At 63.4% G+C, this 14,102-nt stretch carries 16 protein-coding genes; 12 read left to right on the top strand and 4 right to left on the bottom strand.

The window, feature by feature from the left end; translation table 11 throughout:
- The 3 genes from WEB61_RS12080 to WEB61_RS12070 all read left to right on the top strand — a co-directional run.
- Nucleotides 1–981, top strand: a 981-nt coding sequence (locus WEB61_RS12080; RefSeq protein ID WP_368064583.1) for a LysR family transcriptional regulator, incomplete at its 5' end; no start/stop codon positions are given.
- A 69-nt stretch (nucleotides 982–1,050) separates the two neighbouring features.
- Nucleotides 1,051–1,869 carry a hypothetical protein gene (locus tag WEB61_RS12075; protein ID WP_368064582.1) on the top strand — a complete coding sequence of 273 codons (819 nt, stop codon included), beginning with the start codon at nucleotides 1,051–1,053 and terminating at the stop codon, nucleotides 1,867–1,869.
- Between the two features lie 8 nt (nucleotides 1,870–1,877).
- Nucleotides 1,878–2,939, top strand: coding sequence for an isopenicillin N synthase family dioxygenase (locus tag WEB61_RS12070; RefSeq protein WP_368064581.1), 1,062 nt, complete (start codon nucleotides 1,878–1,880; stop codon nucleotides 2,937–2,939).
- Between the two features lie 6 nt (nucleotides 2,940–2,945).
- Here the strand turns inward: WEB61_RS12070 and hslU are convergent, their stop codons facing one another.
- From hslU to hslV, 3 genes are read right to left on the bottom strand one after another with little or no spacing between them, the layout of a single operon-like run.
- Nucleotides 2,946–4,253, bottom strand: coding sequence for an ATP-dependent protease ATPase subunit HslU (gene hslU, locus WEB61_RS12065; protein ID WP_368064580.1), 1,308 nt, complete (start codon nucleotides 4,251–4,253; stop codon nucleotides 2,946–2,948).
- Nucleotides 4,254–4,258: 5 nt separating this feature from the next.
- Nucleotides 4,259–4,846 (bottom strand): DUF2585 domain-containing protein, encoded by a 588-nt coding sequence (locus tag WEB61_RS12060; RefSeq protein ID WP_368064579.1) that lies wholly within the window; start codon nucleotides 4,844–4,846, stop codon nucleotides 4,259–4,261.
- Complete coding sequence (gene hslV, locus WEB61_RS12055; protein ID WP_368064584.1) at nucleotides 4,843–5,400, bottom strand: ATP-dependent protease subunit HslV; 558 nt, start codon at nucleotides 5,398–5,400, stop codon at nucleotides 4,843–4,845. The genes WEB61_RS12060 and hslV overlap by 4 nt, the downstream gene beginning before the upstream one ends.
- 174 nt (nucleotides 5,401–5,574) lie before the next feature.
- Between hslV and WEB61_RS12050 the strand changes: the two genes are divergently transcribed.
- Entirely contained in the window at nucleotides 5,575–6,192 is a 618-nt protein-coding gene (locus WEB61_RS12050; RefSeq protein ID WP_368064578.1) for a pyridoxamine 5'-phosphate oxidase family protein, read from the top strand.
- Between the two features lie 19 nt (nucleotides 6,193–6,211).
- Here the strand turns inward: WEB61_RS12050 and WEB61_RS12045 are convergent, their stop codons facing one another.
- A complete protein-coding gene (locus WEB61_RS12045) occupies nucleotides 6,212–6,778 on the bottom strand; it encodes a pyridoxamine 5'-phosphate oxidase family protein (RefSeq protein WP_368064577.1) in 567 nt (188 codons plus the stop codon).
- A 317-nt stretch (nucleotides 6,779–7,095) separates the two neighbouring features.
- On the opposite strand from WEB61_RS12045, the gene hisB reads away from it, so the two are divergent.
- From hisB to WEB61_RS12005, 8 genes are all read left to right on the top strand, one after another.
- Nucleotides 7,096–7,707 (top strand): imidazoleglycerol-phosphate dehydratase HisB, encoded by a 612-nt coding sequence (gene hisB / locus WEB61_RS12040; protein WP_368064576.1) that lies wholly within the window; start codon nucleotides 7,096–7,098, stop codon nucleotides 7,705–7,707.
- Between the two features lie 68 nt (nucleotides 7,708–7,775).
- Entirely contained in the window at nucleotides 7,776–8,279 is a 504-nt protein-coding gene (locus WEB61_RS12035) for a DUF2628 domain-containing protein (protein WP_368064575.1), read from the top strand.
- A gap of 6 nt (nucleotides 8,280–8,285) precedes the next feature.
- Nucleotides 8,286–8,936, top strand: a complete 651-nt coding sequence (hisH, locus tag WEB61_RS12030) for an imidazole glycerol phosphate synthase subunit HisH (protein ID WP_368064574.1) — start codon at nucleotides 8,286–8,288, stop codon at nucleotides 8,934–8,936.
- A gap of 65 nt (nucleotides 8,937–9,001) precedes the next feature.
- The gene (hisA, locus tag WEB61_RS12025) at nucleotides 9,002–9,739 is read left to right on the top strand and encodes a 1-(5-phosphoribosyl)-5-[(5-phosphoribosylamino)methylideneamino]imidazole-4-carboxamide isomerase (protein WP_368064573.1); all 738 of its coding nucleotides are present in this window, start codon (nucleotides 9,002–9,004) and stop codon (nucleotides 9,737–9,739) included.
- On the top strand, nucleotides 9,733–10,491 hold the full coding sequence (hisF, locus tag WEB61_RS12020; protein WP_368064572.1) for an imidazole glycerol phosphate synthase subunit HisF: 759 nt from the start codon (nucleotides 9,733–9,735) through the stop codon (nucleotides 10,489–10,491). Before hisA ends, hisF begins: the two co-directional genes overlap by 7 nt.
- Nucleotides 10,492–10,682: 191 nt before the next feature.
- Nucleotides 10,683–12,221, top strand: coding sequence for a CHAD domain-containing protein (locus WEB61_RS12015; RefSeq protein WP_368064571.1), 1,539 nt, complete (start codon nucleotides 10,683–10,685; stop codon nucleotides 12,219–12,221).
- 167 nt (nucleotides 12,222–12,388) lie between these two features.
- The gene (locus WEB61_RS12010; protein WP_368064570.1) at nucleotides 12,389–13,483 is read left to right on the top strand and encodes a pentapeptide repeat-containing protein; all 1,095 of its coding nucleotides are present in this window, start codon (nucleotides 12,389–12,391) and stop codon (nucleotides 13,481–13,483) included.
- Between the two features lie 117 nt (nucleotides 13,484–13,600).
- A complete protein-coding gene (locus WEB61_RS12005) occupies nucleotides 13,601–13,930 on the top strand; it encodes a phosphoribosyl-ATP diphosphatase (RefSeq protein ID WP_368064569.1) in 330 nt (109 codons plus the stop codon).
- Nucleotides 13,931–14,102: the final 172 nt, after the last annotated feature.

Genomic DNA, 14,102 nt, shown 5'->3' with positions numbered 1-14,102 from the left:
GAAGCCGCTTCAATGAAGTTTCCATCCTCTTTGCCGCCACGGCCATCCATGCCCGACCGTCCGCCCGACAATTCGCGTTTTCCCCGTCACATCGACTGGAACCTGTTTCGCATCTTCCACGAGATCGTGCGCGCCGGCGGCATCGGCGCGGCTGCGCGGCGCATGAACCGGCAGCAGCCGACATTGAGCGCGGCGTTGAAACGCCTCGAGGACGACCTCGGCACGCAGCTCTTGCGCCGCACCGCGCAGGGCGTTGAATTGCTGCCCGCCGGCCGCGCGCTTTACGAGCTGTGCGAAACGATGATCGGAGCCGTGCGCGCCGCGCCGCATGAGGTTGCGAAAGCGGCCGGCCTCGTCCAAGGCGCGATCCATATCCGCATGATCTCCTCGGTGGTATCGCCCGAATTCGATGCGGCACTGGCCGCTCTTCACCGCCACCATCCGGGCGTCGGCATTCACATCGACGTCTGTCCCTGGCGCGAGGCGATCGAGGCGCTGAAATCGGGCGAGGCCGAAATCGGCATTGCCTGCGACAGCGCGCCGGACAAGAGGCTTTGCTATCAGCCGTTGATGAAGGAGGTGCAGCAGCTCTATTGCGGCGCCGGCCACCCGTTGCATGGCCTGACATTTACGGACCCAGCTGCCCTCGCTGACCGCGCCTTTGTACTCACCGGCGCCGACGAGCCCGATGAGCTGACGCGGTTCCGCACGCGCTATGGGCTCGGGCAGCATGCGGGCGGCGTTGCCGAGAATTTGCATGAGGCGCGGCGGCTGATCGAAGCGGGTGTCGGCCTCGGTTTCCTTCCGACCGGCGTGGCGGCGCTTGCCGATGCGGCGCTCTGGCCGCTGCTGCCGGAGGCGTTGCTTCCCGCTTGCCACATCTATCTGGTCACCCGCGACGAACCCGCCCGCGACACGCCGACCGAGCTCTTCCTGGAAGAAATTTCGGGGCGGCTGCGGGATGGCAGGATTGATACATAGATTTCGTCTATGCCATTCATCGGAATTTACCGTCTAGGCCAATGACCTCTCGCGGTGCAGCATGAATCCATGTCGATCGCCGCATCCCTCGTCAGACCGCTTCCGGAACCCAGACTCGACAATCTGACGGGCCTCTGGCGGCGCTCGCTGATCCTCTGGCCGGACGGCCGGCGCGACGACACATCCTGGGTCAACTGGCTGCAGGGGCCGGGGCTCTATCTCGATCTGCGCCAGCCTGCCGGCCGCCCCGATTTCGCGCATGTCGCTTCGCTCGCCGACCTCACGCCCCGCGATATGGGCTGGCTGGCGCGGCAGGAAGGCTTCGCCGGCGAACTTGTTCATGAGGGCGGCTGGTTCGAATGGCGGCGCGACATCGATTTCCAGCCCGAAGCGATCTATTCGGATCGTGGCCGCCTCCGGGTCGAGGGCGATGTCATGATCGAAGAGGGCGCCGACATTCCCTATATCGAGCACTGGCACCGCGAGCCGATCGCGGCCGAGCCCTGTTGGGCGATGCGGTTGCGAGATCGCGACGGCGGCCGGAAGGCGGCGCTGATCCGTCTCGGTCATCTCTTCATGTATGCGCGGGATCGCGTGGCGATGCCCCCGCCGCATCTTCACCTGCGCGATTGCGTGGCGCGCGCCGCCACGCTTGACGAGGCGCGCGCACTTGTCGATTGCGAGATTTCGCAAGGCATCGTGACAAGTGCCGGCTGGATCGTGCAGCGCTCGAGCCTGCCTTTTCGCGAGGGCAAGACGCTGGCGCCGGTCTTCGGCGGCGCGACGCTCGCCACCGCCGACACCGACGCAGACGGCCGGGTGATGGCGCGCCATTGGGAAGTCATCGACCTGCGCGGCACGCCTGTTTTCGAGTGTCGTGGTGAATGAGGACTGTCATGAGTGAACCCGAAGGAAAAGGCACCGCTTTTACAAGCATCCCGGTCGTCGACATTGCAGCCCTGTTTTCGAGCGACGCGGAAGCGAAACGCAAGGTGGCCGCCGAGATGGCGGATGCCGCAAGCAATATCGGTTTCCTCTATGTGACGGGCCACGGCATTCCGCCCGACATGATTGAAAGGCTCGAAGCCCGCGCCGCGGAATTTTTCGCCGAACCACTCGAACGCAAGATGGAACTCTATATCGGCAAGTCGCGCGCCCATCGCGGCTATGTGCCGACCGGCGAGGAAGGTTTCTACGACGGCACCGGTCCCTCGAAGATCGACAAGAAAGAGGCCTTCGATCTCTCGGTCGAACTGTCCGGCGACGATCCCGACCATGTCAGGGGTTACCGGATGCTCGGACCGAACCAGTGGCCGGCCGGCATGCCGGAGATGCAACGCGACGTCTATGCTTATTACGAACGCGCGATGACGCTCGGCCATACGATCTTTCGCGGCTTCGCCTTGTCGCTCGGCCTCGATGAAAATTATTTCGAAAGCATGCTGACCAAGCCGCCCTCGCAGTTGCGCCTCGTGCATTACCCGGCGGATCCCGCGCGCGCGGCAGCCGAATGGGGCATCAGCGCACACACCGATTATGAGTGCTTCACGATCCTGCATGTGACGGCGCCGGGGCTGGAGGTGATGAATGCCGATGGCCGCTGGATCGATGCGCCGCCGATCGAGGGCGCCTTCGTCATCAATATCGGCGATATGCTGGAAGCGATGACCAATGGCCGTTTCATCGCAACGCCGCACCGCGTGCGCAACGTGCCCGGCGAGCGCTATTCGTTTCCGCTGTTCTGCTCGCTCGATTACGACACGCGGATCGAGCCGCTACCACAATTTGTCGACGGTGCGGCGCGCTATCCGGCTTACGTCGCGGGCGGCCATCTGGTGACGCAGACCATGCGCACCTTTACCTATCTCAAGAAGCTTGTCGCCGAGGGAACGCTTGCGCTTCCCGAAAGCGAGAGTCACGCGATGGCCTTCGGCCGCAGGGAGCGCGAACCGGCCTGACGGGCCTCAGAGAATGAACTTCGACAGATCGGCATTCCGCGACAGATCGCCGACATGCTTCTGCACATAGGGCGCATCGACCGTCACCGTTTCGCCGGTCCGATCGGTGGCGCCGAAGCTGATCTCGTCGAGCACGCGCTCCATGACCGTGTGAAGACGGCGCGCGCCGATATTCTCGACGGTGGCGTTGACGGTCGCCGCGATGTCGGCGATGGCGTCGATGCCCTCGTCGGTGAAGGTGAGCGTCACGCCTTCCGTTTCCATCAGCGCCACATATTGCTTGATCAGGCTCGCCTCGGGTTCGGTCAGCACACGGCGCAACTCGTCCTTGCCGAGCGCCTTGAGCTCGACCCGAATCGGCAGCCGTCCCTGCAGTTCCGGCAACAGATCGGAAGGCTTCGCGATGTGAAACGCGCCCGACGCAATGAAAAGAATGTGGTCGGTCTTGACGGCGCCATGTTTGGTTGAAACCGTCGTGCCTTCGATCAGCGGCAGCAAATCGCGCTGCACGCCTTCACGGCTGACATCGCCGCCCTGCCGCTCGGCTCGGGCGCAGATCTTGTCGACCTCGTCGAGAAAGACGATGCCGTTCTGTTCGACCGAAAGGATGGCCTCCTGCGTCAACTGTTCCTGGTCGAGCAGCTTGTCGCTTTCTTCGGAAATCAGCACTTCATAGCTGTCGCGGACATTCATGCGCCGCGTTTTTGTCCGGCCGCCAAACGCCTTGCCCATGATATCGCCGAGATTGATCATGCCGACCTGGCTGCCCGGCATTCCCGGTATGTCGAAAGTCGGCATGCCGCCGCCGCTATCGGCAACCTCGACCTCGATTTCCTTCGCGTCGAGCTCGCCCGAGCGGAGTTTCTTGCGGAAGCTGTCGCGTGTCGCCTCGCCGGCACCCTTGCCGACCAGTGCTTCGAGCACGCGGTCTTCGGCCGCGAGATGGGCTTTCGCCTCGACATCCTTGCGCTTTCTGGCCCGCGTCATACCAAGCGCGATTTCGACGAGGTCGCGGATGATTTGCTCGACATCGCGGCCGACATAGCCGACTTCGGTGAACTTGGTCGCCTCGACCTTGATGAAGGGAGCCTCGGCGAGCCGCGCCAGGCGGCGCGAGATTTCGGTTTTGCCGACACCGGTTGGCCCGATCATCAGGATGTTTTTCGGCAAAACCTCTTCGCGCAAATCCTCCGGCAGTTGCTGTCGCCGCCAGCGGTTGCGGAGCGCAATCGCGACCGCGCGCTTGGCGTCGCGCTGGCCGACAATATAGCGGTCGAGCTCGGAGACGATTTCACGTGGGGAAAAACTGGTCATGGAATTTAGGTTCCTCCTCCCGCCTGCCATGCATGCACAGCATCAACGGGGTAGATCAACATCAGGATATTCAAGGCAAGATTATCGCGGATCATGTAGCCGACGCCGGCCTCCATGAAAATGGCAGCCAGCACAATCATCCATATGGGCAACCGCGCCGCCAGGACAAAGCCGAGCACCATCGCCAGGCTGTCGGCCACCGAATTGACGATGCTGTCGCCGAAATAGTCGAGCGAAATGGTTCCGGCGCGGTAGCGCTCGATGATCATGGGCGTGTTTTCGAGCACTTCCCATCCACCCTCGACCAACAACGCGGCGGCGAGACGCCAGCCGATGGGGAAACGCCGCAGCAGAAGGAAGGCGAGCCCGTAGAAGATGAACCCGTGGATGACATGGGAGAATGTGTACCAGTCGCTCAGATGCTGCGAATTCTCGGAACTCAGAACGACGCCGTGCCAGAGTTTTACCGTGCCGCATGTGCAGATCGGAACGCGGCCCATTCCCCAGAGCAGCCCGGCCTGCAACAAAAGAAGCCCTGCGCAGGCAATCAGCCATAGAGGCGGTTGCCGCCGCCGGAGCGCCGCCGAGGTCACGCGTCGAGGCTTTCAAGGGTGAGATTGTTGTTGGTGTAGACGCAGATATCGGCGGCAATGCCCATCGCCTTGCGGACGATGGCCTCGGCGTCGAGGTCGCTGTCGGCGAGCGCGCGGGCGGCAGCCAGCGCATAATTTCCGCCCGAACCGATGCCGACAATGCCGCCCTCGGGCTCCAGCACGTCGCCATTGCCGGTCAACACCAGCGTCGCCTCCTTGTCGGCGACGATCATCAGCGCTTCGAGGCGGCGCAGGTATCGATCGGTCCGCCAGTCCTTGGCGAGTTCGACGCAGGCTCGCGTGAGCTGCCCCGGATATTGCTCGATCTTGGCTTCGAGCCGCTCGAACAATGTCATCGCATCGGCGGTCGCGCCGGCGAATCCGGCAATGACGTCGCCCTTGCCCAGCGGCCGCACCTTGCGTGCATTGCCCTTCATGATCGTGTCGCCCATCGACACCTGCCCGTCGCCCGCGATCGCCACCTTGCCGCCTTTGCGCACGGAAAGGATCGTTGTGCCGTGCCAGTTGATCGGATCGTGCGAGGCCATATCTATTCCTGTCGGATTCTGTCGGGAGGGCCGGGGATAGCCGCTACCATGTGGCGGCTTCGCGCCATAGGGTCAAGTCCAGGGGTCAAGTCCGGCGCCGGTCCCGGCGGGTATGCGGGCTGGCACCGATCTGTTGCAAGTGATAATCTTTCGCAAAATTTACGATCGAGGAGAACAACCATGTCCGGTCAGTTGAAAACCGAGGATGCGCTTCGCACGGTCTACCCGCAGCCCTCCGGCGGGGCGCTCGGCAAGCAGCTCGATTGGATCGATCCGCATTCGCGCCGCTTCATCGAGCTCTCGCCCTTTCTCTGCATCGGATCGAGCCGGCCGGACGGGCTGGCCGACGTGTCGCCCAGGGGCGGTGAGCCGGGCTTCGTCCAGGTGCTCGACGAACGCCGCCTCGCCCTGCCCGACCGGCCGGGCAACAACCGCCTCGATACGCTGACCAACATCGCCCACGCGCCGGCGGTCGGCCTGTTGTTCTTTCTGCCGGGCTTCGAGGAAATGCTGCGTATCAATGGCCTTGCCACCACGTCGGTGGAGCCGGAGCTGATGGCGCGCTTCGTCGTCGATGGCAAGCCGCCGCGTTCGGTCCTCGTGATCGAGGTGAAAGAGGTCTATCTCCATTGCACCAAGGCGCTCAGGCGCTCGGCCCTCTGGAACCCCGACAATCATGTGCCGCGCGACGCGTTGCCGAGCTTCGGCGAAATGCTGCGCGACCAGATGAAGCTCGATATGGCGCCGGCTTTGATCGATACGGCGCTGGAGGACGACGCGAAGAAGAACCTCTATTGACCGGCCGGGCGGCGGCGCCTCAGGCCGACATATCGAAGGCGCCCGGATCGCCGCCGAGCTCGCGGACCTGGGTCTCGAGCGCCCGGATGCGGGTCTCCAGACGCTCGAAGGCCGGCGTCAGGGCCGTGGCGTCCCAGCGCGGCAGGATATGGCTCGGGCAGTTCGCGTCCCATTCGTCGATGTCGATCAGGATGGCGCGCTCGACCCGGCCGCGATAGGCGGGATCGGCCAGCGAGCGGGTCAGCGCCGGATCGTCGGCGACAGCCTTGGCCTGCCCCCTGATCTTGACGCGCCGCCGGGCGGGATAGTCGATCAGGAACAGGAAGGCCTGCGGGTTCTCGGCCAGATGCCCGAGCGTCACGAATTGCTGATTGCCGGCAAAATCGGCAAAACCGAGCCGATTCTCGTCCAGAATCTTCAGAAAGCCCTTCGGACCGCCGCGATGCTGGATATAGGGTCTTCCGGCCGCATTGGCCGTGCCGAGATAGAAATGATCCTGCTCGACGATGAAACGGGCGAGCTCGGGCGTGAGGCGGTTCTGCCAAGCCATGAAGAGGTCCTCGATCGGATTGCGCAAACACCCCATATGGTCATCGCCGGATCGCGTACCAGTGGCCCAGGTCGACAAGATATAGTGACGAATGCTTGGACGAATACTAGGACAGACGAGTGGCTGCAATTTGAATCAATAGCTTATCGCTGATACCGCATGAAAAAGACCAATGACTTAAAGTAACACCTTAGACAAGCTCGAGTATTTTGGTTAACGTCTCGTAAGTCATTGTGATTCAAATTGAATTGTCGCTTTAACTGGCGGAACGACGCAGTCGGTGGCTTTGCGCTGGCCGGTTCTCGCGCCGCCTGCTACAAGCCCGCTGAAATCACGCCTGCCGGAAGTCCGAGATGCCCGAAGCCTTGAAGTCCCGCACCGCAAAGCTCGAACGCCAGACCAAGGAGACCTCGATTTCGGTCGAGCTCGACCTCGATGGCAAGGGCGAATACGACATCGAAACCGGCATCGGTTTTCTCGACCACATGCTCGAGCAGCTTTCGCGCCACTCGCTGATCGACCTCAAACTGCGCGCCAAGGGCGACCTCCACATCGATTTCCACCACACGACCGAAGACACCGGCATCGTCATCGGTGAGGCTGTGCGCCAGGCGCTGGGCGACTTCAAGGGTATCCGCCGTTATGCAACCGCCATCATTCCGATGGACGAAACCTGCACGCGCGTCTCGATCGACGTCTCGCAGCGTCCCTATCTGATCTGGAAGGTGAATTTCACCAAGCCGAAGCTTGGCGACATGGACACCGAGCTCTTCAAGGAGTGGTTCCAGGCCTTCGCGCAGAATGCCGGCATCACGCTCCACATCGAAAACATGTATGGCGACAACAATCACCACATCGTCGAAAGCTGCTTCAAGGGCCTCGCTCGGGCACTGCGCGAAGCCATCGAGATCGATCCGCGTGCATCGACGCAGATTCCCTCGACAAAGGGCAAGCTCGGAAGCTGAGCTGCTGGCCTTTTTGTGCCGTCTGGCCTAGATAAGGCCCGAACGAAACACCGCCCGGAACGGGCCCCATGTCCATGCGCATCTACACGGTTCACGAGCTCCCCGGCGCCCCGCTCGACGGCACCGGCATCGTGCTGGTCAAGGAGGGCTTCTCCTTCCCGGCCTTCCTTTTCTCGTGGATCTGGCTCCTCTGGCACCGCCTCTGGATCGCTTTCGCGCTCTGGATCGCGCTGATCATTGTCGTATCGGCCATTGCGCAAAATCTCATCGGCGCCGAGGGCGCGGCCATCTGTTCACTGGCGCTCCAGTTCCTGCTCGGTTTCGAGGCGGGCGATATCCGGCGCTGGACGCTTGAACGCAACGGCTATCGCATGGCGGGCCTTGCCGGCGGCGGCAATCTCGAAGAAGCCGAACGCGCCTTCTTCGCCAAATGGGACCGGCCGCTCAAGCTCGAGCCGACCGAGCCGCCGAAACCGATCTGGCCGCGCCGCGCCGCGCAGGCGTCCGACTCGGCAAAACGCGACGCGAACGCGGATGAGGTGCTCGGCCTCTTCCCGAAGGCCGGAGGTTAGGCACCGGTGAAAGTTGCGATTATCGATTACGGCTCGGGCAATCTCCGTTCGGCGGCGAAGGCCTTCGAACGCGCCGCCCGCGACAATGCCATCGCGGCTGATGTGCTGGTGACGAGCGATCCGGACGCCGTGCGCGGCGCCGATCGTGTCGTGCTGCCGGGCGTCGGCGCTTTCGGCGATTGCCGCGCCGGGCTTCATGCGGTGCCTGGCATGGTCGAGGCGCTGACCGAAGCTGTGTGTGTCGAGGCCAAACCCTTTTTCGGCATCTGTGTCGGCATGCAGCTGATGGCGGTGCGTGGCATCGAGCATGGCGAGCACCAGGGTCTCGGCTGGATCGACGGCGACGTTGTCGTGATAAAGCCTGACGACGCATCGCTGAAAATCCCGCATATGGGCTGGAACACGCTAACCCCGGCGAAGCCGCATATTCTGCTCGACGGCATCGAAACCGGCGATGAGGGCTTGCATGCCTACTTCGTCCATTCCTATTTCCTCGACGCGAAGTCGAGTGAGGATGTGCTCGCCCGCACGGACTATGGCGGGCCGCTGACCGCGATGGTCGCAAAGGAAAACATGGTCGGTGCGCAGTTCCACCCTGAGAAGAGCCAGGCACTCGGCCTCGCACTCATCGGTAACTTCCTGAAGTGGCGTCCCTAGAGCATGATCCCGAAAAGTGGAAACCGGTTTTCGGACAAGATCATGCTCCAACGCGAAGCAAGAACATGATCCTTTTTCCCGCCATCGACCTGAAAGACGGTCAATGCGTCCGCCTCGTGCACGGGCTGATGGACCAGGCAACCGTCTTCAATGACGATCCGGCGGCACAGGCGCGCGCCTTCGAGCGGGCCGGCTTCGAATACATCCATCTGGTCGATCTCAATGGCGCCTTTGCGGGAAAGCCCGTCAACGCGTCGGCGGTCGAAAGCATCCTCGCTGCGATCTCGGTTCCGGCGCAGCTCGGCGGCGGCATTCGCGATCTTGCGACCATCGAAATCTGGCTCGCCAAGGGCATCGCCCGCGTCATCATCGGCACGGCGGCGGTCAAGAACCCGGCGCTGGTGATCGAGGCGTGCAAAAAATTTCCCGGCCGCATCGCGGTCGGCCTCGATGCGAAGGGCGGCCGCGTCGCTACTGAAGGCTGGGCCGATGTCTCCGACCTCACCGTGCTCGACATGGCGCGGCGCTTCGAGGATGTAGGCGTCGCCGCCATCATCTATACCGACATCGACCGCGACGGCGCGTTGGAAGGCCTCAATATCGAGGCGACGGTTGCGCTCGCCAATGCGATCTCGATTCCGGTCATTGCGTCGGGCGGGCTCTCCTCGATCGACGATGTGAAAAAACTTCTGGCCGCTGACACGACGAATATCGAAGGCGCGGTCTCCGGCCGCGCGCTCTATGACGGCCGCCTCGATCCGAAGGAAGTTCTCGCGCTGCTGAAGGGTCGGGCCCGATGCTGAAAGCGCGCGTGATCCCCTGTCTCGACGTCAAGGACGGCCGTGTCGTCAAGGGCGTCAATTTCGTCGATCTGCGCGATGCCGGCGATCCGGTCGAGGCCGCGCGCGCCTATGACACAGCCGGCGCCGACGAGCTCTGTTTCCTCGACATCACGGCGAGCCACGAAGAACGCGCAATCATTTTCGAGGTGGTGCGCCGCACCGCCGAGCAATGTTTCATGCCGCTGACGGTCGGCGGCGGGGTGCGCACGATCTCCGATGTGCGCGAACTTTTGCTGGCCGGCGCCGACAAGGTGTCGATCAATACCGCTGCCGTCTTCGATCCCGGCTTTGTACGCGCGGCGTCGGAAAAATTCGGTAACCAATGTATCGTCGTCGCCATCGACGCCAAGCAGACCGCACCTGGCAGGTGGGAGATATTCACCCATGGCGGCCGAAAGCCGACCGGCATCGATGTCATTGAATATGCCGTGAAGGTGACGGAGCTGGGCGCCGGCGAAATCCTGCTGACCTCGATGGACCGCGACGGCGCGAAATCGGGCTTCGACATCGCGCTGACCCGCGCCGTTTCGGATGCGGTGCCGGTGCCGGTCATCGCGTCGGGCGGCGTCGGCACGCTCGACCACTTGGTCGAAGGCATTCGCGACGGCCATGCGAGCGCGGTGCTGGCCGCCTCGATCTTTCATTTCGGCGAATATACGATCGGCGAAGCCAAGGCTCATATGGCGGCCGCCGGCGTTCCGGTTCGGCTCTGAAGCCCCGAATCCAGATGTTGTGTGCCTTTTCCCCGCACACGCCATAGCTCCTGTGGATAAATGCCGCGCGTCCGCGTGACGCGCCAGGGTACCCAATGTGCCAATTGCGCGTCTCATCGCCGCCCGGCAGAATACGCCTCGCAAGTGTTGAGGCGTGAGCCTTCACCTCCGGGGAGCGGCGCGACAACCGCATGTCTGATCGTGAAATCGAACTGAAGCTCGTCTGCGAACCGGCCGAGCTGGAGCGCGTTCGCCATTCACCGGCCTTGAGCCGGCTGAAGCGAGGCCGTGCCAGCGGCAAGCATTTGCATTCGACTTATTTCGACACCGACAATCTGGCATTGGGCGATCACGGATTTGCATTGCGCCTGCGCCGGTCGGGTGGCACTTGCCTGCAAACGCTGAAAACCGAAACCGGCCTTTCGGGCGACAGGACGGGCGCGCTGGCGCGCGATACCGGCGAATACGAGGCGCGGCTGCCGCGCGCCGCCGCCGGGCCCGATCTCAACAAGCTGCCCGCCAGTCTCAGATCCCGCATCCAGAAGCTCGCAAACGGCAACTCCATTGCGCCGCGCCTCGTCAGCGACATTCGCCGCACGGTTCATTGCCTCGAGACACCCGACGGCGATGTCATCGAACTGGCACTCGACAAGGGTGCGTTGCGCGCCGGCGCGGCGAAAGAGATTGCCGTCAGTGAAATCGAACTGGAGCTGAAGGAGGGATCGCCCGAAAGTCTCTATCGACTGGCGCTCGACCTCAACGACATCGCCACGCTGCGCGTCGGATTCGAGAGCAAATCCGAACGCGGCTTCGCGCTTCTGCGTCCGCGTGCACCGATGGCCGTCAAGGCGGAAACGCTGACGCTTGCGCCGGATGCGACACTCGAAGACGCCTATGCGACGATCTTGCGTCATTGCCTCGTTCATCTGACGTCGAATGAGATGGCAACCGTCGAAGCGCGCTTGCCTGAGGCGCTGCACCAAATGCGGGTGGCGCTTCGCCGCGCGCGCTCGGCCCTGGCGATCTTCCGTCCCGCCATTGGTGGTGCGGCAGCCGACCGTCTGGCCGGGGAAGCGAAGTGGCTGGCGAACGAACTCGGGCCCGCGCGTGACTTCGATGTTTTCGTCGGCGATATCCTCGCGCCGGTCGCACCGCGCGACGCCGCGCTGACACGCCTTGCCGCTCGCGCCGATACGGCGCGCAAAGAGGCCTGGGACCGCGCCCTCGCCGCTCTCGTTTCGCGCCGCTACACGCGGTTCCTCCTGGAGTACGGCCTCTTCCTCGCCGGGCGCGGCTGGCGCGTCAAGCGCAAGGCGCCGCGTCTTGCGCGCGATTTCGCGATTGAGGCGCTGGATCGCCGTCTCGCCAGCGTCGTCAAGCTTGGCCGCGACATCGAGACACTCGACCTTGAAGGCCGCCACGAATTGCGCAAGCGGCTGAAAAAATTTCGCTACGCGTTGCATTTCTTCTCGTCGCTTTTCGACGGCGAGGCGGCAAAGCCCTATATCCGGCACCTCTCCCAGCTTCAGGATGTCTTTGGCGGGCTGAACGATGTGGCGACCGCACATCTCATTCTCGATGGTCCCCTGGCCGCGGCCTCGCACGACGCCACGGCCGCCGCGGCTGCGCGCGTTGTCGCCTGGTCGGAGAAGCGTGCCGCGAAAGACTGGAAGGGCGCGCTCCGGCTATGGCGGCATTTTCGCCAGGCCGAGCTTTTCTGGCGCGGCTGACCGCCGGGAAGCCGGGACCAGCCTCCGGGCGAAAAACAGCGATTTTGCCGTTTTCCCCCGAATGCGCGGCACTGTTAAGCAAATATGAAAAACTCCGCCCTAGCATCGCGGTCCGGGTTGATGGCCGCGCTTCGCGCGGCGATGTTGTGTGCAAGGATGTTCCGCCTATGTCCGAGAGTTCGAGCAATGCGCCGCGAATGGTCGCGATCGAACTGGAGCCCGCGCCGGAGCGCAAACCGGCGGGCGAGCCGCACGCCATCATCGGCCGGCGCATCAGCCAGGAAGCGCTGAAGCGGCTGAGCGACCTTCACACGCGCTACCTGAAGGGCGTGCCCAATGGCTGGTGCGTGATCATGAAGGAGTGCGACCTTTCGGGGCTCGATTTCCGCAATCTCAATTTCTCGCACGGACACTTCATCGGCTGCGACTTTACCGGCGCCAATCTGGAGGATTCGCATTTCACCGGCGCCAACCTTTTCAGCGCCGATTTCGATGCCGCCAATCTGACGCGCACAAATTTCGCCCGCGCCGATCTTCGCGGCGCACAGTTCGAGAATGCAGAACTCGAAGGCGCGCAGCTGGAAGGCGCCGATCTCAGGCGCGGTGCCGTCATTCGTCGTGGCGCCTCGGCGCCGGTCGGCAAGGAAAATTCGAGCTTCCGCGGCGCACGCATGTTCGGGACCAACATGGCCGAATGCAAACTGCTTGAAGCCAGTTTCGAGGGCGCGTCGATGTCGGGGGCGAGCCTTCAGGGTGCGGATCTCAGGGGCGCGAATTTTTCCGGCGCCGAACTGAAAGGCGTCGAACTGTCCGGCGCCAATCTGGCCGACGCCGATTTTCGCCGCGCCGTCATGGACGAGGGGACGGCTTTGCGCGGCGATCTGATGCGGGCGGTGAAGCCGCGCTCGGCACCCGGCCCGGAGCGCATGGCGAAAGTTCTCGCCGATCACATGCTCTGGATCCAGACCGGTCAGCAAAAGGGCATCCGTGCCGATTTTGCCCGCATGGACCTGTCGCGTACCGATTTCTCGCGCGCGGTGCTCGCGGGGGCGCTGTTCCGCGAGACGATCCTCGCCGACGCCAATTTCGAAAACGCCTTCCTGGCCGCGGCGGATTTCACCGACGCTATTTTGCTGCGCGCCAATCTTTTGGGCGCCGATCTTCGAGGCGCCGACCTCAGGGGCGCCGATCTGAAAGAGGCTCGACAGGACGGGGCCAAAACCGGCGCGCTTTCCGGCACGAGCCTGTCGACCCGGCTCTAACGGCCACCCGACCTCCCGCCGCTGGTCTCTCGGCCCCAAATCTGCTACGCAAAGCCGCCGTGCGGCGCCGTTTCAGGCATCCGCCGGACCTGTTAACGCTTCCGGAGCCTGCCGCGCATGGCCATCGACGCCAGCCAGCTTGACCGATTGTTCGCGACGATCGCCGCCCGAAAAGGCACGGACGCCGCAACGTCCTATACCGCAAAACTGTTCGCCGGCGGCCCGCCGCTTTGCGCGCAGAAACTCGGCGAGGAAGCGGTTGAAACGGTCATCGCGGCGGCGCAGGGTGATCGGGAAGCCATGATCACCGAAAGCGCCGACCTGCTCTACCACTGGCTGGTGCTTCTCGCCGCGCTCGATCTCGATCCCGCCGACGTCTATGCCGAACTGGCGCGCCGCGAAGGCCGCTCCGGTATCGACGAAAAAGCCGCGCGCGATCGGCCTTGATGGAGCGCGGCTCGCTTGACCCCCCTACAGGAACCCGGTTCATGCCTTTGAGCATCGCGGAAGACAAGACACTGCTCTCGCCCTTTCGCCATTTCACCGCCGCGGACTGGGGCCGGCTGCGCAAGGATACACCCCTGCCGCTTTCGGAATCGGAGCTCGAGGAACTTCGCGG

This window comes from Parvibaculum sp., from assembly GCF_040882025.1.
Taxonomy (GTDB): domain Bacteria; phylum Pseudomonadota; class Alphaproteobacteria; order Parvibaculales; family Parvibaculaceae; genus Parvibaculum.
Note: the sequence above shows the minus strand (reverse complement) of the source record. Positions and strands in the feature narration are given on the sequence as shown.

Excerpts from the sequence above, each read along its gene's own strand:
- WEB61_RS12075 (WP_368064582.1), top strand. The coding sequence starts at position 1,051 with ATGTCGATCGCCGCATCCCTCGTCAGACCGCTTCCGGAACCCAGACTC.
- WEB61_RS12070 (WP_368064581.1), top strand. The coding sequence starts at position 1,878 with ATGAGTGAACCCGAAGGAAAAGGCACCGCTTTTACAAGCATCCCGGTC.
- hslU (WP_368064580.1), bottom strand. The coding sequence starts at position 4,253 with ATGACCAGTTTTTCCCCACGTGAAATCGTCTCCGAGCTCGACCGCTAT.
- WEB61_RS12050 (WP_368064578.1), top strand. The coding sequence starts at position 5,575 with ATGTCCGGTCAGTTGAAAACCGAGGATGCGCTTCGCACGGTCTACCCG.
- WEB61_RS12045 (WP_368064577.1), bottom strand. The coding sequence starts at position 6,778 with ATGGGGTGTTTGCGCAATCCGATCGAGGACCTCTTCATGGCTTGGCAG.
- hisB (WP_368064576.1), top strand. The coding sequence starts at position 7,096 with ATGCCCGAAGCCTTGAAGTCCCGCACCGCAAAGCTCGAACGCCAGACC.
- WEB61_RS12035 (WP_368064575.1), top strand. The coding sequence starts at position 7,776 with ATGTCCATGCGCATCTACACGGTTCACGAGCTCCCCGGCGCCCCGCTC.
- hisA (WP_368064573.1), top strand. The coding sequence starts at position 9,002 with ATGATCCTTTTTCCCGCCATCGACCTGAAAGACGGTCAATGCGTCCGC.
- hisF (WP_368064572.1), top strand. The coding sequence starts at position 9,733 with ATGCTGAAAGCGCGCGTGATCCCCTGTCTCGACGTCAAGGACGGCCGT.
- WEB61_RS12015 (WP_368064571.1), top strand. The coding sequence starts at position 10,683 with ATGTCTGATCGTGAAATCGAACTGAAGCTCGTCTGCGAACCGGCCGAG.
- WEB61_RS12010 (WP_368064570.1), top strand. The coding sequence starts at position 12,389 with ATGTCCGAGAGTTCGAGCAATGCGCCGCGAATGGTCGCGATCGAACTG.
- WEB61_RS12005 (WP_368064569.1), top strand. The coding sequence starts at position 13,601 with ATGGCCATCGACGCCAGCCAGCTTGACCGATTGTTCGCGACGATCGCC.